The organism is Spirillospora sp. NPDC029432, from assembly GCF_040703975.1.
GTDB lineage: Bacteria > Actinomycetota > Actinomycetes > Streptosporangiales > Streptosporangiaceae > Spirillospora.
The window spans coordinates 72,948-90,212 of sequence record NZ_JBEZWH010000026.1 but is presented as its reverse complement, the minus strand read 5'-3'; the positions used below and the strand labels follow the sequence as shown (position 1 = coordinate 90,212).

Below are 17,265 nucleotides of genomic sequence, written 5' to 3'. Positions count from 1 at the left end.
AACGGTGAGCGGATGAGGCGGATCTAGAGGGCGGTGACGAAGGCGGCCAGTGCGTCGGCGAGAGCGGCCAGGGCGCCGAAGATGGCGGTGACCGAGCTGGCGGCGTTGGTGGGGTGGCGCAGGGCGTAGAGGGCCAGGACGAGCCAGAAGGCGGCGAAGCCGCAGCGGCGCAGGAACACGGGCGGACTCCCGTTCTGCCGAGGGGTTAGTGGGTGTGGCCGGTGCCGTCGCAGTAGGGACAGGTGTCGCCGTCGCCGGTCAGGCCGGTGGTGCCGCAGTGGCAGCACGCCCACCCGCCCGGCGAGGTCGGAGCCGGGGCGGGCGGAGCGTCCGGGACCGGGGCAGGGGTGGTCATCAAGCAGCCCGGCCGGTCGAGTCGCCGCCGGCGGGGGTGTCGGTGATGACGTTGTTCTCGTAGCTGGTGCGGGCGTGGAAGTCGTCCATCACCCGGGCGGGGATGTGGACGACCTGGTAGCGGATGCGTCCGAAGGAGCGGGCGGCGGTGTAATGGTCGCCGTGGTCGCGCCGGTCGCCGACGTCGACTCCCAGGAGAGCGGCGGTGCGGTCGACGAGGGCGACGGCGGCCGGGTCGTCGTCGGCGAGATGGCGGGTGTAGACGGTGAAGGTCTCGCCGTACTCGTTGACCGGCACGTTGGGGTTGGCTTCCAGGAAGTCGGCCAGGGCGCGCAGTCCGGTGATGGTCTGGTGGCGGGCGAACAGGTCGCCGGGAACGATCGGGCCGGTGCCGTGGGTGGTCATGGCGAAGCTCCCTTGCTCGGGTCGGGTGTCAGGCGGTTTGGTTGCGGATCTGGCGGAGCAGGTCGGAGGCGAGCTGGTTGGACACCCCCAGCCGCCCGCGCAGTGCGTCACGGGTGATCGGCCGCCCGTGCTCGCTGGCGTGTTCGGCTGCGACGCGGCGGGCGAACTCCACCAACGGCCCCGCCGCCGAGGAGGGGCCCCGCTCCTGACCGGAGGGCGCCGACGTCGGGGCGGGGACGGGGATGGTGGTCTGGGCGTGCGCGCCGTCCTGCTCGTCCGGACGGGCGGGGACGGCGGCCGCGATCTCGGGACGAACCTCGTCCTGGATCTGGGACGCCGGGGACGAGCCGGGCGGCACCACGGACGGGGACGGGTCGGCCGTCAGGTCGCCGAAGGACGGAGGCGCGGTCATCACCCCGGCTGAGGACGAGGAGGACGCCGACCGGTTCGAGGCATCGGCAGGGTGGGCGGTGGCGCGGCGTTCGAGCATGGAGACCGCGACCAGGAACGCCGCCGCCGGAGTCCCCGCGGTGATCCAGCCCCAGGCAGTCGGATCCGCTTGGGCGAGGTTGGCCGCCAGGGACAGCAGGATGCCGCCGACCAGGACCAGCGTCGGCCACGACAGCCGCCCGGTCGCGCGGCCGGTGCGCTTGTCGCGCTGGCGCTCACGGGCCGCCATCACGCAGGTGAGGTCGATGCACACTGCGATGGCCCAGGCCATCCACCCGCCCTGGCCATGTTCCGAAGCGGTGTCGCGGATGTGGGTGAACGACCCGGCCGCCGCAATCCCGGCGAGCACCAGGACGGGCCCGGAGTCGGCCGCCACCCCGGCCAGGCGGCGCATCAGGCCGCCCGTCGCGGGTCGAGGTCGGCCAGCAGCGCGGCCAGCTCAGCGTCACAACGGTGCGCGGTCGCCCAGTCGTCCACGTCGCTCAGGGACCGCGAGGCCAGCGCGTCGGCGCACCGTCCGCAACGCGCGGTGTGCAAGGACCGGAGCCCGTCCCAGCCGACCGTGACCGCCGGGACGGCCGAGGACGAGCAGGACGGCGACCCGGACGAGCGGGGACGGGGCACCGGGACGAGGACGTGACGGGGACGCAGGGCCAGGACGCGGGCGACCATTGGGGAACCTCCCAGGGGACGGTTTTGGGCATGGGTCGGGTAGGGACGTGGCGTGATCAGGGCTCACACCGAGCCGCAGGAGATGGGGGAGAGCCGCCCGGCGGTCAGGCGGCGGTGTCGATGGCCGGGGCCGACCCGATCAGGGCCTCCCAGGCGGGAGTGAGATGGGCGTGGTCGCGGGCGGCTTGCTCGGCGGTGTGTTCGGAGACGTACACGGAGCGGGCGCGGTGCCAGGAGCCGTCCTGGCCGGCCACCACGCACACCCCCGGCGTCTCGGCCGCGATGGCCCGAGCGGCGTCCAGGGCGGCGGGGTCCATGTCGCCGAGCGTCATGTTGGCGGTTTCGGGGTCGTTGACGCGGTGGCAGACCCGCCCGGAGAGCTGGGAGCGCAGGGCGGTGACGCCGGGGCCGAGGTCGGAGCCGATGCGCTGGCCGCACACGATCAGGTAGACGGCGAACGCCCGTCCGAGCTGGGCGACCCGCAGCAGCGCGGTGCCGGTGCGCGCCACCTCGTCCTTCTCCGACTTGTCGGCCATCAGGAACAGTTCGGCCACCTCGTCGATCAGCAGCACGATCGGAACCGGCTGGAGCGCTTCGGGCAGGTTCCACACGTTGCGGGCGCCGTGCGCGCGGCACGTCGCCATCCGCGCTTCCAGTTCGCCGACCAGGTCGGTCAGCAGGTCGACGCACTCTTTGCGGGTGGTGGCCAGCGCCGACAGCCGCGGCGCGTAGGGAGTGAACTCCACCCCGCCCTTGAGGTCGAACCCGACCAGCGCCACCGGTTGCGGGGCCAGGCCCGCGATGACAGCGTTGGCCCAGTTCGACTTGCCTGACTGCGTCGCCCCGGCGTTGAGCCAGTGCGGCACGGTGCGCAGGTCGATCACCCAGTCACGGCCGTTCTCCAGCTTGCCGGGACGTACCGTCAGCAGCTCACCGGTGGCCGGGACGGTGTCGACGGCCGTCAGCGGGTCGCGCATGGTCGCCCACAGCGTCACTCGGCCGGGGGCGACGTCGACGACGCGGACGGTGTGGACGCGCCAGGCGTGCGCGATGCCTTCGGCGGCGCGTTCGTAGTCGGCGGGGACCTGGCCGTCATGCAGCCGCACCCGCACCCGCCACCCCAACGCAGTCGGCCGCAGCACACCCAGGCGCGGCGCGCGCTCCACGTCCACCCGCCGCACCCGCCGCTTCTGCTGCATCACCCCCGCAGTCGAGCGAGCCGCCGGCCCCAGCACCGGGACCGCGTCGAGGGTGAGGCGCCAGCGACGACGATGCCGACCCAGCTTGCAGCCGACCGCGACGTGATGCCACGACAGGTACACCAGCACCGCCCGAGCCGGGAACGCGACGCCGTACCAGAACGAGGCCGGGTGCCACCGCCGCCAGGCCCACAGCCCCCCGACGAAGGCGGCCAGGGCGACGAGCGCGAGGTAAGTGTCAGTCATGACGTGCGCCCCGTTCAGGCCGCGCCGGCGGACGCCTGGGACGCGGGGCCGCCCGCCGGACCGGCCAGGACGATGCGATCGGCGCGGTAGGCGATGCCCCACCGCTTCTCGCCGTTGCGGATCTGCTCCCACGGGAACGCCACCAGCCCCACCGGCGAAACGATCTGCCCGATGGTGACGTCCTGGTCGCCGGTCACCGACACGTTCAGCAGCTCCACCCGACCCATCGGGTTCGCCGCCGACAGCCCCACCGTGAACATCGTCTGCCCGTTACGGTCCACCTTCACCTCCCCCGTCTCCTGGTCCAGCACGCGCGGACGCGGCGCCGACACGCACACGAACGTCAGAGCCGAGATGTCCACCGGGATGTTGCGCATGCGCACTCCTGAGGTTCGTTGACTGCTTGGACAACATAGTCGACTTAGATAGCTAAGTTGTCAAGGACGCCAAGGTTCCCTTGGCCGGTCGCCTGTGCTGAACTTGAGTGCGCAGCCATGACGGAAGGCGGACGATGGTCCAGAGATCAGGACGGCCGGGGTACCTACAGATTGCGGATGACCTGCGGCAACAGGTCGCCGACGGCCGCCTTGCCCCCGGCGACGCCTTGCCGTCGACGGCGCAGCTGCGCGAGCAGTACGACGTGTCCGCCGGCGTGGTGAAAGCCGCCATCAGCGTGTTGCGCACAGAGGGCGTCGTGGTCGGCCAGCAGGGCAAGGGCGTGTTCATCCGGGACCGCAGCGGGACGGGCGAGCCGCCGGCCCAGTCCGCCCAGGCCGCAGAGGAGAGCACCGTCATGGCGCAGTTGACGGAGGTTCTCGGCGCGGTCCGCGAGCTGGGGGAGCGGGTGGCCCGCCTTGAGGCGAGCGTGTACCCAGAGCCTCAGAAAGCGCGTCGATCCGGCAAGTGAGTTCGTCCAGTTCCGCGAGTATCTGCGCCAGCAGCTCCCCTGGAGTCCCCTGCTGCTCGCCCTCCGCCACCATCCGGATCGCCTCCCGTCACGCTCAGTGCCTTCTTCGGTTCACCGAGATTCCATCGCGGGAGGCGTGTGAAGCCCATCACTAATCAGTCATCGGAAGCGTTCACGAACGCTTACACATCCGCTTTCACAGCCCCCATGTAGACCGTCAAGGCATCCGCTTTTGTGCCGCTTTCTACAGTGAACGGAGAGGTCGAACGCATGACCGCGACGAAGCAGCGCCCCGGCTGGCAGCCCCTCAGGTTGCGCGAGCACCGCGAAGCGCACGGGCTGAGTCTGGAGGCGGCCGGGGACAAGCTTCGTCAGGTCGCCGACCGGGCCGCGTTGCGCGTGGCCGCCAACTTCCAGACGCTGTGGGGCCACGAGAGCGGGACGAGCTACCCGGGCCCGCACTACCGGCGCGCGTACTGCCTCATGTACCAGTCCACAGAGCCCGATCTCGGCTTCCGCCTCCCGCTGCCAGGTGAGGAGGTCGACCAGGTGGCCGCCTTGCCGATGCCCGCCCCGGACGCCAGTCCGGCGGTGACCGAGGAGGCCGCCGGGACGATCTCCCGTGGCCTGGACAGGGTCACCGACGCGACCCAGGGACGCGACCCCCTGGCCGGCGAAGCGCTCAAGGACAGGGTCGTCAACGCGTGGCGAGGCCGAGCCCTCACCGACGGACTCACCAAGCCCGTCCTCGTCCTGGTCGGCGGGTACGCCGGATCAGGCAAGACCGAGTTCGCCCGCTTCCTGGGTGACGTGTCGGGTTGGGCGTTCCTTGACAAGGACTCCCTCACCCGGCGCCTGGTCGAGCGCCTCCTGACCTCCATGGGAGGCGACGCCAATGACCGCCACAGTGACCTCTACCTGAAAGAGATCAGGCCACTTGAGTACAAGTGCCTGATGGACACCGCGAACGACAACATCGATTGCGGCATTTCCACCATTCTCGCTGCCCCGTTCATCTCGGAACTGAACGACCCGGCGTGGCTGAGCCGCCTCACCAACCGATGCAGGGCCAAGGGCGTGGAGGTCGCCGCGATCTGGGTCCGGTGCGATGTCGACTCCATGCGCGAGTACATCGAGTTCCGCGACGCGCCCCGCGACGCGTGGAAGCTCGCCCACTGGGAGGAGTACATCCAGGGGCTCAACACCGACAGCAGCCCGCCGGGCGTTCACCTCACTATCGACAACCGCCAGGGCGCCGCAATCAGCATCGCCGACCAGACCCGCGAGGCTCTCCGTAAGATCCTGGGGTGACCAGGCAAGGCGTCATCCTCTACGGCCCGCCCACCAGCGGCAAGGACACCATCACGGCCGAGCTGGCCCGTCAGGACGACCGGTTCGCCCTGGTGGCCAAGCTGAAAGCCGGGAGCGGCCGCACCGCCGGCTACCGCCCGGTCTGCATCGAGGACCTCACCACGTTGCGCGAGGCCGGGCGCCTGGTGGTCGAGACCGAGCGCTACGGCAACCGGTACGCCGTCGACCGCCAGGACGTCGAGGACCTGACCGCGTCCGGACGCGTCCCCGTCGTGCACATGGGCAACCTGGCCGATCTGGAGCGCCTACGCGCCGCGATCCCGCTGGAGTGGACGGCCGTACTCCTGTGGATCCCGCGCGAGGTGTGCGCAGAGCGCTCCGGCCGGCGAGGGGACGCCGACAGCCCGGAACGTCTGCGGGCATGGGACGAGACGAGCGCGGATCTCGACGCCGTCAGCGGCCCGTCACCGTTCGACCTGACCGTTCACACCGACCAGGCTGAGCCCGCCGAGGCGGCCCGCCAGATCATCGAAGCTGTGAAGCCCTGACCGTAGCTCACCGCGGCGGCGGCCAGGGCCAGGCCCACGGCTCCCTCAGCGCCAGCGCCAGTTCCTCCGGAGTTATCGCCTCCACCAGGCGCCAGAACCCCGGTAGGCGGACCAGCGCCCAGAACCGCCCGGTGTGGTGGCCGAACCACAGCACCGCGCCCGGGAACTGCTCTCGCAGCAGCCCCACCGCCAAGTCAGCCGACGCCCCGAGGGCATCACGCTCACCCGTCATCGCGGAGCCCAACGGCGCCTTGTCGTTATGCCCCACATGCCCAGGAGCGCGCTCACCGTCCCGGCAGCCCGCCAGGGCTCATGGCAGGGCCCGAGCCATGCGCCCGTGCCCGACCGGTACCACCACAGCTTGTGCCCGCGTACGACCGTCACGCTCTCGCCCACCGAAGGCGCGCACGCCGCGAACACGTGCAACATCGGCGGATCCCGGTCGTACCGTTGCCGGGTCGCCCAGCCTTCCCGCCGCAGGTCTCGCGTGAGCCGATCCAGACGGCGGCAGGCCCAGGCGTGAAGCCATCGGCGAGTGAAGGACGACGCGGCCGGTGTGTCCGGGGGGAACCCCACCGACCGCGCCGCCTCCCTCCCCTCTGGGGCCGTCCCAAAGAACACGGCCCCAGCCGGTGATGGAATGCGGGCGCTATCGCTCTCCATCACCGGGCCCGAGTGCTCTGCACGGCCAGCTTCCGCTCTGCTGCCAGGGCCTCCCGCAACGCCGCAGGGTCCGCGCGGATCACCGTCGGGTCGAGGCCGGCCGCCGGATCGCGCAGAGTCGCCACCCAATCGCCGAGCCGTCCGTCATAGCGGACCGACCGCCAGATGCGATGACCGGGAAAATCCACGCGTAGCCGGATAAGCGCCTGATCGTCGGCGTTCGCCCACTTTTGCATCACGGGAGACCTCACGTTCGAGCACGAACCCAGCCGCTCACCGCCGGATCCGTGGGCAGGAATCGAGCCGTTCCAAATTCCCGCGCATGTCCGTTCGGCAAAGGCGCCTGACAGGGGGCCAGGAGGGGGCCAGACTCGAACACAGGAGGTGGACACCGTGACCACCGAGCGACGCAGAGAGTTCGGCCGCTACCTCGCCCGCCTGCGCGGCACCAGGTCCCAGCGCGCGCAAGCCGCGCTGCTGTGCGAGCTGTCCGGGTCCAGCACGCTCACTCGCAACGAGGTGTCCCGATGGGAACGCGGTGGACGCGTCCCCGAGGACTGGTTGCCGTTCATCGCCCGCGCGCACAATGTTCCGCTCGCCGTCCTGGAGCGGATGGCCGCCCACGCCCGCGGCGACGAGCCCGGCCCCGAACGTGCTCCGTTCGACCTGGCGGAGTTCTTCCCTGGAGCCGACGAGCTGAAGTCGCGCATCACCAACGCCTGGCACTCCCGCAACGTCGCCAACGCTGCCGGCGGCCCCGTGCTGGTCCTGGTAGGCGGCTATGCCGGGTCGGGGAAGACTGAGTTCGCCCGCTTCCTGTCCCACTTGACCGGGTGGGCGTTCCTGGACAAGGACGCTCTCACCCGCCGCATGACCGAGCGCCTCCTAGTGTCGATGGCCGCCGATCCCCACGACCGGCACACCGACCTCTACAAGCGCGAGGTACGCCCGCACGAGTACCGGGCGTTGATGAGCAGCGCCTACGGCAACATCGAGGCCGGAGTGTCGATCATCCTCGCCGCCCCGTTCATCGCCGAGCTGAACACCGCCGGATGGCTACCCCGCCTCAGCCACCGATGCCAGGGCCACGGCGTCGAGGTCGCCGCGATCTGGGTCCACAGCGACATCGACACCATGCACGAGTACATCGAGGTCCGCGACGCTCCCCGCGATCACTGGAAGCTCAACCACTGGGACGAGTACACCAGCACCCTCAACACCGACGACCCGCCCCCAGGCGTCCACCACACCATCGACAACCGCCTAGGCGCAGCCACCAGCCTCGCCGACCAGACCCGTGAGACTCTCCGCCGACTCGTGAACTGACCAGCGGAAACACCGAACAGCCAGAGCCAGCCAGGTCACCGGATGAGAACTTTCTCTACGGTTTCAAGGGCGCCGCTCCGCGCCGCCGGCGGCCGCCCGGCCCGGCGCGCCGGGCATGCGGCCTGTCCCGTCCGGTCCCGCCGCGCCGGGCCGCGCGCCCGCTGACGCATACCCTCGCTGTAGACATGAGTACGGCTAGGGGAGATGACCTACGTGCTTGTTTCCGAGTCGTTCCAATTGTGACCAGTCTTCAGACTTAAGAATTGACATGAGTCTTTCACTGTAGACTTCCGGAGGATCCCAATGGGCGGTGGATATGTTGCCGACACCACCAGAAAGGCCGACTTTCTGATAGTACTGAGTTAGCTGCTCTCTCCCGGAATCCCTGTGGGATAGATGGCGGAGGAGGCAGAGAATCAGTTCCCCAATAGGATTCGGCCTTTCCTTGGAGATTTGAGGTCCTTCACCAGGCTTGAAATCTTTCTCCAACGGCATCCATCTCATAAAGTCGCTCCTGGTGAAATAACTCCACTTTCCTCGATTCGTCATCGAAAAATATTCTTCTTCTATGGGATTTGCGTGCGACCTTGGTTCCAATGGCATATACATGTGCTGCCATGTGTGGAGATCACTGACGCAAATCATGGCCGGGAGTTCGCCGGGATGCTTGGCCTCCGCATGGAGACGACGAATTTCTGTGTCAACTGCCTGTGCGCCGCGCTCGGGCGACCACTCGTGACTATGCGCAAGCAGGCCATAGGTAATTGTTCCGAAAACTTCGCCGTAAAAGTTCCCATCATTGGGTGTGCTGAGCTTCCTGATAGCTGCAGCATTTGAGAAGAGTTTGGATATATGCTGTTTCCGGAGGGTGTTCTTACATTCGAAGGCTGCTATAACGCCTCCGGCGAGATATAGCTTTTTCTCTCGCAGCTTGCGCGGATAGTCACCGGAAAGAAGAACTACATCGAGCTGAGGGCTAGCTGTACCGTCTGCCCCCAGTATTCGGCCTTTAGTTGCTACGTGAATATCAGCAGGAATCCAGTCAGCCAGAAGAGCCGCCCAGTTGCTTTCTCCTTCATCGCCAGCTGTCCCTGGGTCCTCCCTGGACCGCCGATAGATGCGGCTGTACTCGGACCGCATCTCGGAAGCCACCTGGTCAAAGAACATGTGAAGTTCATGAGGCTGCATGGTTGTAGTTTGACAGCAATCGGGCACTCCAGAGAGCTAGTCAGCGAGAATAAGGCCCAGTTGACCAGATAAGGACGCTGGGCGAGCGTGAAGCGGGGGCCTCGCGGCCCCCAGCCCCCCGCGGGCCGGAGGGCACGCCCGCGCGGAGCGGTCTTTCACAGCGTCTCGTCGTTCGCGCGGGCGCACCCTCCGGGACGGGCGCGCGTGCTAACGCGGGTGCTAACAATGGCGCGGGATCGGGCTGGATGGCGGTGGACGTCCGGGAGGGGCGCGGGCCGGTCGGGGGACGGGTGTGGACACCGTCGATTTTGCTACGGATCAGAAGGTAGATCGGGCGTCGACTCCTTGGAAGCACCTTTTAGGTTTTGGTATCGTCGTTTGCGTTGCATGAAAACCCGATCAACTTTGAGTGTTAAAGCATAAACTGCCCACGCGGGGAGGATGCCGACCAGGAGGAGGGTGAGGATTGAGGTGGCAACGTTCGAGAAGTTCAATCCTTGCTCGAAGGTTATTGCCCACAAGGCTGCCGCGCCAACGAAAGCCCAAAAAAGCACCGCGTAGTATGCCACTCTAAGCGTGCTTCCTGGGCGTGAGTGCACCCGTCCAAGGAGCAGAAAAGCCTTCGATGTTTCTAGGGAAAACTTACGCGAAAATCGTTTTTTTCGCTCAATGTTTGATACTGATAGGTATGCCTGCTCCAGATCTCGTGCTGCCCTATCTATCATTTCTTTGTTGGGGGTGTTGAAGCTCGCCTGCTTGTTGACGTTCAAATACTGTTCGATTAGGGCGATGCGCTCTTGTGCCTCGGACAGCCTTCGTTGCCGACTGCGTCGCACCAAGTACTCTTTACATAGGAATCCGCAGCCCGCAAGCAGGGCTGTGACGAGTGGGCCAATGATCGCACCTAGAAACTCCGCTGAAGTCATTGCGTTCCTATCGCGGCCGAGAGCTAGGGTAGATTATATTGTTTTGCGCTCTAGGATAGGTTGTGCGACGAATTGGATTCGCCAAGCTTAGTTTTGGTTCTGGCAATATGGCGGAGTATTGCCTTTTAAGGGCATTGGAGTTTGCAACTGCCAGACAGTCAGATGGTTGTGGGCGATCGCTGCCGCAACGGCTCCCGGTGTTCGAGCCGCGGTCGGACCTGTGTCCGGAATCAGTTTGCCCTCAGGGTGAGCGCATGCCTTGGGGGCGGGTTGCTAACGCGGGTGCTAACGGCGGGTCTGGACGAGCCTGGACGCGAGTGGCACCGGCAGGTGGCGGAGAGGGCTGCACAGCAGGTCAAGGGACGGGCCTGGACGGGTGTGGATCTTGTTCGTGAGACTCGTAATGAACAGGTCATCGGTTCGATTCCGATAGGCGGCTCCACCGTGAAGGGCCCCTTCCGTATTCGGGAGGGGCCCTTTGGTGTCGTGTGGGTCACCGGCTGAGCGGCTAGAGCCGTGCCCGGTCGTCTTTTGAGTTGTTGGTGCGGTCGCGCCAGGCTCGTTCCCATTGGCGGGTCAGGGCGGGGTAGACGATCAGGTAGCGGAACGGGGCGATGAGGGCCATGTAGAGGCGGCCGAAGCGGCCGTTCGGCTTGACCAGGACGGCCATCCGGAGTTCGTGGTCGCCGTTGGCGGACGGGACCCAGCCCAGGTGCATGATGGTGTGGACGGTCCTGTTGGCCAGTTCGCGGGCGGCCTCGTCGTGGAGTTCGTAGACCGGGGTGAACGGGCTGCCGTCCGAGGTGTCCTCGACGGTCGCGCGGAGGTCGGGCGGGGTGCGGTCGCGCAGCGGGCGGACGCGCGTTCCGAGGCCGGCCCTGTCCTTGTCCCAGCCGAGCAGGGCGCCGAGTTTCCAGCGCACCGCGAACAGGAAGCGGACTGGGCGGCTCTGGTTGGCGAAGCTGCCGCCGGTGCGCATCGCGTCGAGCATCACGGGGAAGTCGTCCGGGCCGGCGCCGGGGGTGCGGAAGGACCACACGTCCTCGGTCTCGAAGTCGCGGGCGAGGTCGTGGATCCGCCACGGCCGATCGGTGTGGGCCGTGCGAGGAAGCTTCATGGCCGCCGCCTTTCCTGGGCGTTCTATACGCTGGCGTATAAGGCGAGGGTAGAACGGATATACGGTTCCGTATATTCAGTGGCGGAGTGAGGTGGGACACAACGTGGGAGCCGCTCGCGTACCGCGCGACAGGTGGGTGGAGGAAGGCCTGCGGGTGCTGGCCGACGGTGGGCCGGACGCCGTCCGGGTCGAGGTGCTGGCGAAGCGGCTCGGTGTCACCAAGGGCGGGTTCTACGGGTATTTCGCCGATCGGGACGCGCTGCTGGAGGCGATGCTCGACACCTGGGAACGGGAGAGCACCGACGGCGTGATCGAGCAGGTCGAGCGCGAGGGCGGCGACGCGAAGGCCAAGATCCACCGGGCGGGGATGCTCACGTTCTCCGGCGACCGGCTCCTTCCCATCGACCTCGCGGTACGGGTCTGGGCGCGGCGGGACGAGGCGGTCGCCGAGCGCCTGCGGCGGGTGGACAACCGGCGGATGGACCTGCTGCGGGAGATGATCGGCACGTTCTGCTCCGATCCCGACGAGGTCGAGGCGCGCGGCCTGATCGCGTTCTGCGTGGCGATCGGCCACCACTCGATCACCGCCGACCACGAGGGGCGTTCCAGGGCCGAGGTGCTCGCTCGCGCCGCTGATCTGCTGCTCGACCGCGTTCCCCGGAAATAACCGGTCGGCCCCGTTGGGGGTGTAGTTCTTCCTTTGTGGAGATCTTGCGGTGGGCCGTGCGGGAGTTCGTGGTCGGCGGGTTGTATCCCGAGGGGCTGCCTATGGTGGCGGCCGAGGCTCTGACGCGTGGGGTGGATTCGTCGGCACTGCGGGAGCTGGCCGGGTGCGATGGTTCGGATGCCCGGGAGGTCCAGGACCTCTATCTCGCCGCCATGGAGGAACTGGGGCTGGAGATACCCGACGCGGACGAGGTCCTGTGGGAGCGGGTTCGGGTGTTGGCCGGGCGCATTGCGGACGGCTCGATCGCGCCGTACGAGGGCGTGTTGGGGATCGTCCGGCATGGTGGTGGGCTCGGATGGCCGGGAGAGCTCGCTGTGTTCGACTACCTGGCGAATCTGTATGCGGAGTTTCCGGCTCAGAGGGGGGAGCTGGCGGGGCAGATCGTCTCGGAAGCCCGGGGTCTGCTGGCGGAGGGTAAGTAGGGGATGGTTTCGCTGGTCGTCACGGCGTGAGCTTCCCGGGGTCGGTGGGTACGAGGGGGTTCGGGGAGGTGTGCGGTGGCTGAGCGGATCCGGCTGCAGCGGAAGAAGGGCTGGCGCAAGCCCGAAGGGGCCGTCGTGGTGGCGCGGCCGTCCCGGTGGGGCAACCCGTGGCGGATCGGCAAGGGGATGACGCGGGAGGAGTCGGTCGCGCGGTTCACGGAGTACATCCGGGTGCGGCGGGATCCGCCGGACGGCTGGACCGACAAGATCGGCTATCCGGCGGACGAGGAGATCCGGCGCGAGCTGAAGGGCCGGGATCTGGCGTGCTGGTGCCCGCTGCCGGAGGAGGGGCGGCCGGACGTCTGCCACGCGGCGGTGCTGCTGAAGATCGCGTCAGGTGTCGACGAGGTCTAGGGCGCCGGGGTCGAGGTGCTGGAGGGCGGCCATGACGACGCGGGCGGTGAGCTCGCCGGACGCGAGCGGGTCGAGGTCCGCGCGGAGGGCGTGGGCGGCGGCCTTGCCGGTCATGCCGACGAGCATGGCGGCGAGGAGGCCGGCGCTGGGGCCGGGCGGGCGGCCCTCGGCGGCGAGGTGGTCGCGGATCTGGCCGGCGACGGCCTCGGTGATGGTGCCGGCGATCTGCTCCCGTACGGGGCCGAGGTCGCCGGGGGCGTGGTCGTCGAAGAGGATCCGGAAGCCCTCGGGGTGGGCGGCGGCGAACGTGAACAGTGCCATCACGTAGGTGTGGACGCGCCGGTTCACGGGCCGGCCGGCGGCTGAGGCGTAGGCGCCGGTGACCCAGGTGCGGAGGCGGTCGCCTTCGCGGGCCAGGGTGGCGCGGTACAGGGCGGCCTTGTCGCCGAAATGCGCGTACAGGGTGGGTTTGGTGGAGTCGGCGCGCGCGGCGATCGTGCCCATGGTGGCGCGCTGGTACCCGTGCTCGGCGAAGACGGCGCGGGCCGCGTCCAGGAGTTGCCCGTCGGTGGGTCGCGAACGTGTGCTTCGCCGTGGAGTACGGGCCTGAAGTTTGTCACCCACGCGGTTAACCCTAGGGGCCGGACCAGCTTTACTTCTCGGTAAAGCTCCGTCGAGCGGGAGGGACGGCCATGGCCCCTCGAAGATGGATCATCCTGGCCGGCGCGGTCGTGCTGACCGTCGCGGGCCTGGCGGTGCCCGGGCACGCGGCGACGCGGGTGGAGGCGCCGGTCGCCACCACCTCACCGGTCCGGGAGGTGGTGGAGTCGGTCGTGCGGCTGAGGCTGCCGCTCCCGGGGACCGGCCACCCGCCGGAGTGCGACTGGGTCTCCTACCTCCGGTTCCGGCATCGGAACGGGCCCGCGGAGTCCGCCCGCGCGGACCGGATCCTCATCGCGCAGCCCGGCGTGCTGGAAGGCGCCGCGGCGTTCGACGGCGTCGCGCGCAACACGATCGTGGAGGCGGCCGGGAAGGGCCGGTACGTGGAGTTCTGGGCGCTGGACCGCCGTTCCAACTGCCTGGAGGACAACACCGGTGTACGGGCGGGACTCGCGGCCCGCGACGCCCATCTGGCGGTCGATTACTACTATCGGAAGAAGGCGGTGGGCGGACGGACGTTCGCCGGTTACCTCAGCAACGATCAGGTCCGTTTCCTGCAGGACGTCGGGATCGAACGGACCGTCCGCGACCAGTACGAGTTGATGCGCAGGGAACTCCCCGACCCGGCCGTCCGCAGGGAGAAGGTACTGTGCGGCGGCCATTCCCTGGGCGGCATGGTGACCGGGTATTTCGCCGTCTGGGATTTCGACGGGAACCATTCGACGACGGCCGACGCGGGCTACAACCAGTGCTCGGGGTATTTCGCGCTCGACAGCCGGATCCAGGCGGGCGGGATCGGGCTGGAACGGCTCGTGCCGTCCAATGTGCTCCCCGAGGAGGGGACGACCCCGGACCTGATCCGGCTCGGGCTGGAGCTGGGGATCATCCCGCGGACCCTCTCGGCGCCCGCGGTGATCAACGCGGAGACCATGAACCTGCTGGCCATCGCCGGCCTGGCGGCGCGCAACGATCCGGACGGGGAGTCCCGCCTGTCCTCGTACATCCCGGCGGGCTTCAACCAGGACACCACGTACCGGCTGCTGTTCTCCAAGGACTACGCGACGTTCCTCAGGGGGACGCCGACCGTGCGCGACTTCCGGTTCAGCAACGAGGCGGCGCTGGGCGGGCTGATGGACGACAACTCGGTGCCGCTGGGGTTCGTCCAGACGAGCGTGGGGTTCTTCGACGGCGGGCGGATCACCGACAAGGACTTCCCGCTGCCGAACGACCTGGCCGGGCTGCCGCCGCTGGAGCCGCTGAAGCGCCTGGTCGGCACCGGCAAGAAGGCGATCCCGGACGAGCCGGGCGGGCCGCTCTACACGTGGCGCAACTACGACCGCGTGGGCGCCCCGGACGATCCGGTCCACAAGGGCAGGGACGGGAAGCCGTTCACGACGGCTTCCGACGAGGTGACCGACATCGGCCAGCTGGCGCGGAGCCTCGCGGAGCATCCGCTGGACTTCACCGAGGACTACTTCCCGACCCGGCTGGTCACCGACATCGCCCTCGGTGATCACGAGGACGCGGTGCACGCCGGGGGGATCGCGGCGAACCCGACGATCCTGCTGCTGGCCGGGGAGGGCGTGCTGCCGCCGCCGGAGCCCCAGGAGGGCGTGAAGCAGGTGGTCGCGCCCGGTTACCAGCACCTCGACGTGCTGACCGCCGCGGCCGTCCAGAACGGCGGGCGGCCGGAACGGATCTCGGTCGAGCTGGCGGCCTTCGCCGCCGGCTGACCGGCACGGCGTGCGGAGGGCGCGAGCCCGCGTGCGGCCCCGTCGCTCGCGCCCTCCGCACTTCCGCTCAGACTTCGGCCGGTGCCTTGTCGAGGTGCTCGGCGAGGATGGCGTGGTGGGTCACGCGGGCCCGCGCGTGCAGGTCGCGGCCCGCCTCGGTGATCTTGACGAACACGCCGCGCCGGTCGGCCGCGCACATCGTGCGCTCGGCCAGCCCGTGCTTCTCCAGGCGGGCGACCGTGCGGGAGAGGGCGCTCTGGCTGAGGTACATGCCGGACTGGAGGTCCTGCATGCGGCAGTCGTCGCAGTCGGTCTCGACGAGCCGGTCGAGGGTCTCGAACTCGCTCATCGTGATGCCGTAGGCCGCCTGAAGCTCGCGGTCCAGATGGCACGCGATCTCGTTGTAGCAGGTCAGCAGCGACCGCCACCGGTCCACCAACTCCATGGCGCGGATTCTAACATGCGCCAGCATTAGATGCATCTGCATTAAGTGCGTGGACATTGGATGCGTGTGCATGTAATGTCCTCCGCCGTGACTATCACCGAGACCCCACCCGCCTCAGCGATCGCCCAGCCGACCGGAAAGCACGAGCAGACGTGGACGCCGCGCCTCTGGGGCGTCCTGGCCGTGCTGTGCGCCGTGCTGTTCCTGGACGGGCTCGACGTGTCCATGGTGGGCGTCGCGCTGCCGTCCATCGGCGCCGAACTCGGCCTGTCGACCACCGCGCTGCAGTGGATCGTGAACGGCTACGTCCTCGGGTACGGCGGCCTGCTGCTCCTCGGCGGCCGCACCGCCGACCTGCTCGGGCGGCGCCGCGTCTTCCTGATCGCCTTGGCCGTGTTCGCGATCGCCTCCCTCATCGGAGGGCTGGTCGACAACGGCCCGCTGCTCATCGCCACCCGTTTCATCAAGGGACTGGCCGCCGCGTTCACCGCGCCGACCGCCCTGTCCATCCTGACCACCACGTTCCACGAGGGACCGGCCCGCAACCGGGCGCTCTCGGTCTTCTCCGTCTTCGGCGCCAGCGGCTACTCGTCCGGGCTGATCCTGGGCGGGCTGCTCACCAGCTTCGGCTGGCGCTGGACGTTCCTCACCCCCGTGCCGCTGGCGATCCTCGCGCTGGTCGCGGGCTACGCGCTGATCCCGCGGGACCGTCCCGCCGCCGGTGGCGGCCACGACCTGGTCGGCGCCGTCACCCTCACCGGCGGCATGCTGCTGGCCGTCTACACCGTCGTCTCCGCGCCCGAACGCGGCTGGCTCGACCCGCTCACCGTGGGCTCGATGGTGCTGGCCGTCGCGCTGCTCGCCGGTTTCGTCGCCACCGAGAAGCGGGTCGCGCACCCGCTGGTCCGCCTCGGCATCCTGCGGGCGGGCTCGATCGTCCGGGCCAACCTGAGCATCATCGCGCTGTTCGGGTCGTACCTCAGCTTCCAGTTCATGATGACCCTCTACCTGCAGGACGTCCTGCACTGGTCGCCGCTGAAGATGGCCCTCGGCCTGCTCCCGGCCGGGCTGCTGGTGGCGTTCGCGTCCCCGTTCGTCGGCCGGCTGATCGACCGGTACGGGACGCCGCGCCTGATCCTCGCCTCGATGGCGTCGCTGAGCCTCGGGTACGTGTGGTTCCTCGCCACCGCCGGGAACACGCCGGACTACACGGTCACGATCCTGCCCGCGATGCTGCTGCTCGGCGGCGGGTTCGCGTTCGGGTTCAGCTCCATCATGGCGCAGGCCACCGACGGTATCGACGACTCCGAGCAGGGCCTGGCCTCCGGGCTGGTGCACACCTCCGCCCAGGCCGGCGCCGCGCTGGTGCTGGCCCTGGTCACGGCCCTGGTCGCGGGCGGCTCCCACACCGGCACGGGCGGCGGGACGGACTTCGGCCCGTTCCACCCCGGCGTCAACCTGGTCACCGCCATCGCCGTGGTCGGCCTGGCGCTGAACGTCGTCCCGCTCCTGGGCCGCCGTCGCCGCCCGCAGCACGCCGCCTGACCGCAAC

The 17,265-nt window shown here is 68.7% G+C and carries 22 protein-coding genes; 9 read left to right on the top strand and 13 right to left on the bottom strand.

Going from position 1 to position 17,265, the window contains the following annotated elements; translation table 11 throughout:
• Nucleotides 1-23 precede the first annotated feature (23 nt).
• The 6 genes from AB0881_RS21690 to AB0881_RS21665 all read right to left on the bottom strand — a co-directional run bounded on the left by AB0881_RS21690 (nt 24) and on the right by AB0881_RS21665 (nt 3,703).
• Complete coding sequence (locus AB0881_RS21690) at nt 24-179, bottom strand: hypothetical protein (RefSeq protein WP_366619185.1); 156 nt, start codon at nt 177-179, stop codon at nt 24-26.
• A 175-nt stretch (nt 180-354) separates the two neighbouring features.
• The gene (locus AB0881_RS21685; protein WP_366619183.1) at nt 355-759 is read right to left on the bottom strand and encodes a hypothetical protein; all 405 of its coding nucleotides are present in this window, start codon (nt 757-759) and stop codon (nt 355-357) included.
• Nucleotides 760-787: 28 nt separating this feature from the next.
• Nucleotides 788-1,603, bottom strand: a complete 816-nt coding sequence (locus tag AB0881_RS21680) for a DUF2637 domain-containing protein (RefSeq protein WP_366619182.1) — start codon at nt 1,601-1,603, stop codon at nt 788-790.
• A complete protein-coding gene (locus AB0881_RS21675) occupies nt 1,603-1,881 on the bottom strand; it encodes a hypothetical protein (RefSeq protein WP_366619180.1) in 279 nt (92 codons plus the stop codon). The genes AB0881_RS21680 and AB0881_RS21675 overlap by 1 nt, the downstream gene beginning before the upstream one ends.
• A gap of 104 nt (nt 1,882-1,985) precedes the next feature.
• Entirely contained in the window at nt 1,986-3,326 is a 1,341-nt protein-coding gene (locus tag AB0881_RS21670; RefSeq protein ID WP_366619178.1) for an FtsK/SpoIIIE domain-containing protein, read from the bottom strand.
• A 14-nt stretch (nt 3,327-3,340) separates the two neighbouring features.
• A complete protein-coding gene (locus AB0881_RS21665; protein WP_366619176.1) occupies nt 3,341-3,703 on the bottom strand; it encodes a hypothetical protein in 363 nt (120 codons plus the stop codon).
• A 134-nt stretch (nt 3,704-3,837) separates the two neighbouring features.
• Here AB0881_RS21665 and AB0881_RS21660 point away from each other — a divergent pair, with 134 nt between their 5' ends.
• The 3 genes from AB0881_RS21660 (at nt 3,838) to AB0881_RS21650 (ending at nt 6,092) form a co-directional block, all read left to right on the top strand.
• Nucleotides 3,838-4,233: a winged helix-turn-helix domain-containing protein gene (locus tag AB0881_RS21660; protein WP_366619175.1), complete on the top strand. Its 396-nt coding sequence runs from the start codon at nt 3,838-3,840 to the stop codon at nt 4,231-4,233.
• A gap of 270 nt (nt 4,234-4,503) precedes the next feature.
• Entirely contained in the window at nt 4,504-5,544 is a 1,041-nt protein-coding gene (locus tag AB0881_RS21655; protein ID WP_366619173.1) for an AAA family ATPase, read from the top strand.
• Entirely contained in the window at nt 5,541-6,092 is a 552-nt protein-coding gene (locus AB0881_RS21650; RefSeq protein WP_366619171.1) for a guanylate kinase, read from the top strand. Before AB0881_RS21655 ends, AB0881_RS21650 begins: the two co-directional genes overlap by 4 nt.
• A 7-nt stretch (nt 6,093-6,099) precedes the next feature.
• Here AB0881_RS21650 and AB0881_RS21645 read toward each other — a convergent pair whose 3' ends face one another.
• Nucleotides 6,100-6,279, bottom strand: coding sequence for a hypothetical protein (locus AB0881_RS21645; protein ID WP_366619169.1), 180 nt, complete (start codon nt 6,277-6,279; stop codon nt 6,100-6,102).
• A gap of 475 nt (nt 6,280-6,754) precedes the next feature.
• Nucleotides 6,755-6,991, bottom strand: coding sequence for a hypothetical protein (locus AB0881_RS21640; RefSeq protein ID WP_366619167.1), 237 nt, complete (start codon nt 6,989-6,991; stop codon nt 6,755-6,757).
• Between the two features lie 157 nt (nt 6,992-7,148).
• On the opposite strand from AB0881_RS21640, the gene AB0881_RS21635 reads away from it, so the two are divergent.
• Nucleotides 7,149-8,081 carry an AAA family ATPase gene (locus tag AB0881_RS21635; RefSeq protein WP_366619165.1) on the top strand — a complete coding sequence of 311 codons (933 nt, stop codon included), beginning with the start codon at nt 7,149-7,151 and terminating at the stop codon, nt 8,079-8,081.
• Between the two features lie 195 nt (nt 8,082-8,276).
• On the opposite strand, the gene AB0881_RS21630 is transcribed toward AB0881_RS21635, so the two are convergent.
• The 3 genes from AB0881_RS21630 to AB0881_RS21620 form a co-directional block, all read right to left on the bottom strand.
• Nucleotides 8,277-9,269, bottom strand: a complete 993-nt coding sequence (locus AB0881_RS21630; protein WP_366619164.1) for a DUF6602 domain-containing protein — start codon at nt 9,267-9,269, stop codon at nt 8,277-8,279.
• A gap of 311 nt (nt 9,270-9,580) precedes the next feature.
• Entirely contained in the window at nt 9,581-10,105 is a 525-nt protein-coding gene (locus tag AB0881_RS21625; RefSeq protein ID WP_366619162.1) for a hypothetical protein, read from the bottom strand.
• Nucleotides 10,106-10,703: 598 nt separating this feature from the next.
• Nucleotides 10,704-11,312, bottom strand: a complete 609-nt coding sequence (locus AB0881_RS21620) for a DUF2867 domain-containing protein (protein WP_366619160.1) — start codon at nt 11,310-11,312, stop codon at nt 10,704-10,706.
• A 103-nt stretch (nt 11,313-11,415) separates the two neighbouring features.
• Here AB0881_RS21620 and AB0881_RS21615 point away from each other — a divergent pair, with 103 nt between their 5' ends.
• From AB0881_RS21615 to AB0881_RS21605, 3 genes are all read left to right on the top strand, one after another.
• Nucleotides 11,416-11,979, top strand: coding sequence for a TetR/AcrR family transcriptional regulator (locus AB0881_RS21615; protein WP_366619158.1), 564 nt, complete (start codon nt 11,416-11,418; stop codon nt 11,977-11,979).
• A gap of 56 nt (nt 11,980-12,035) precedes the next feature.
• Entirely contained in the window at nt 12,036-12,461 is a 426-nt protein-coding gene (locus tag AB0881_RS21610) for a hypothetical protein (protein ID WP_366619156.1), read from the top strand.
• A 75-nt stretch (nt 12,462-12,536) separates the two neighbouring features.
• Nucleotides 12,537-12,875 carry a DUF4326 domain-containing protein gene (locus AB0881_RS21605; protein ID WP_366619154.1) on the top strand — a complete coding sequence of 113 codons (339 nt, stop codon included), beginning with the start codon at nt 12,537-12,539 and terminating at the stop codon, nt 12,873-12,875.
• Here the strand turns inward: AB0881_RS21605 and AB0881_RS21600 are convergent.
• Nucleotides 12,855-13,499, bottom strand: coding sequence for a TetR/AcrR family transcriptional regulator (locus AB0881_RS21600; protein ID WP_366619152.1), 645 nt, complete (start codon nt 13,497-13,499; stop codon nt 12,855-12,857). The two genes, AB0881_RS21605 and AB0881_RS21600, sit on opposite strands and share 21 nt — an antisense overlap.
• A 68-nt stretch (nt 13,500-13,567) precedes the next feature.
• Between AB0881_RS21600 and AB0881_RS21595 the strand changes: the two genes are divergently transcribed.
• Nucleotides 13,568-15,268 carry a hypothetical protein gene (locus AB0881_RS21595; protein WP_366619150.1) on the top strand — a complete coding sequence of 567 codons (1,701 nt, stop codon included), beginning with the start codon at nt 13,568-13,570 and terminating at the stop codon, nt 15,266-15,268.
• Between the two features lie 67 nt (nt 15,269-15,335).
• On the opposite strand, the gene AB0881_RS21590 is transcribed toward AB0881_RS21595, so the two are convergent.
• Complete coding sequence (locus tag AB0881_RS21590) at nt 15,336-15,713, bottom strand: MarR family transcriptional regulator (RefSeq protein WP_366619149.1); 378 nt, start codon at nt 15,711-15,713, stop codon at nt 15,336-15,338.
• A gap of 87 nt (nt 15,714-15,800) precedes the next feature.
• Here AB0881_RS21590 and AB0881_RS21585 point away from each other — a divergent pair, with 87 nt between their 5' ends.
• On the top strand, nt 15,801-17,258 hold the full coding sequence (locus AB0881_RS21585) for an MFS transporter (protein ID WP_366619147.1): 1,458 nt from the start codon (nt 15,801-15,803) through the stop codon (nt 17,256-17,258).
• Nucleotides 17,259-17,265: the final 7 nt, after the last annotated feature.

Bases quoted from the DNA above. Each gene is read 5' to 3' on its own strand.
- AB0881_RS21590 (WP_366619149.1), bottom strand. From the start codon at position 15,713: ATGGAGTTGGTGGACCGGTGGCGGTCGCTGCTGACCTGCTACAACGAG.
- AB0881_RS21685 (WP_366619183.1), bottom strand. From the start codon at position 759: ATGACCACCCACGGCACCGGCCCGATCGTTCCCGGCGACCTGTTCGCC.
- AB0881_RS21665 (WP_366619176.1), bottom strand. From the start codon at position 3,703: ATGCGCAACATCCCGGTGGACATCTCGGCTCTGACGTTCGTGTGCGTG.
- AB0881_RS21680 (WP_366619182.1), bottom strand. From the start codon at position 1,603: ATGCGCCGCCTGGCCGGGGTGGCGGCCGACTCCGGGCCCGTCCTGGTG.
- AB0881_RS21660 (WP_366619175.1), top strand. From the start codon at position 3,838: ATGGTCCAGAGATCAGGACGGCCGGGGTACCTACAGATTGCGGATGAC.
- AB0881_RS21670 (WP_366619178.1), bottom strand. From the start codon at position 3,326: ATGACTGACACTTACCTCGCGCTCGTCGCCCTGGCCGCCTTCGTCGGG.
- AB0881_RS21640 (WP_366619167.1), bottom strand. From the start codon at position 6,991: ATGCAAAAGTGGGCGAACGCCGACGATCAGGCGCTTATCCGGCTACGC.
- AB0881_RS21655 (WP_366619173.1), top strand. From the start codon at position 4,504: ATGACCGCGACGAAGCAGCGCCCCGGCTGGCAGCCCCTCAGGTTGCGC.
- AB0881_RS21675 (WP_366619180.1), bottom strand. From the start codon at position 1,881: ATGGTCGCCCGCGTCCTGGCCCTGCGTCCCCGTCACGTCCTCGTCCCG.
- AB0881_RS21630 (WP_366619164.1), bottom strand. From the start codon at position 9,269: ATGCAGCCTCATGAACTTCACATGTTCTTTGACCAGGTGGCTTCCGAG.
- AB0881_RS21595 (WP_366619150.1), top strand. From the start codon at position 13,568: ATGGCCCCTCGAAGATGGATCATCCTGGCCGGCGCGGTCGTGCTGACC.
- AB0881_RS21620 (WP_366619160.1), bottom strand. From the start codon at position 11,312: ATGAAGCTTCCTCGCACGGCCCACACCGATCGGCCGTGGCGGATCCAC.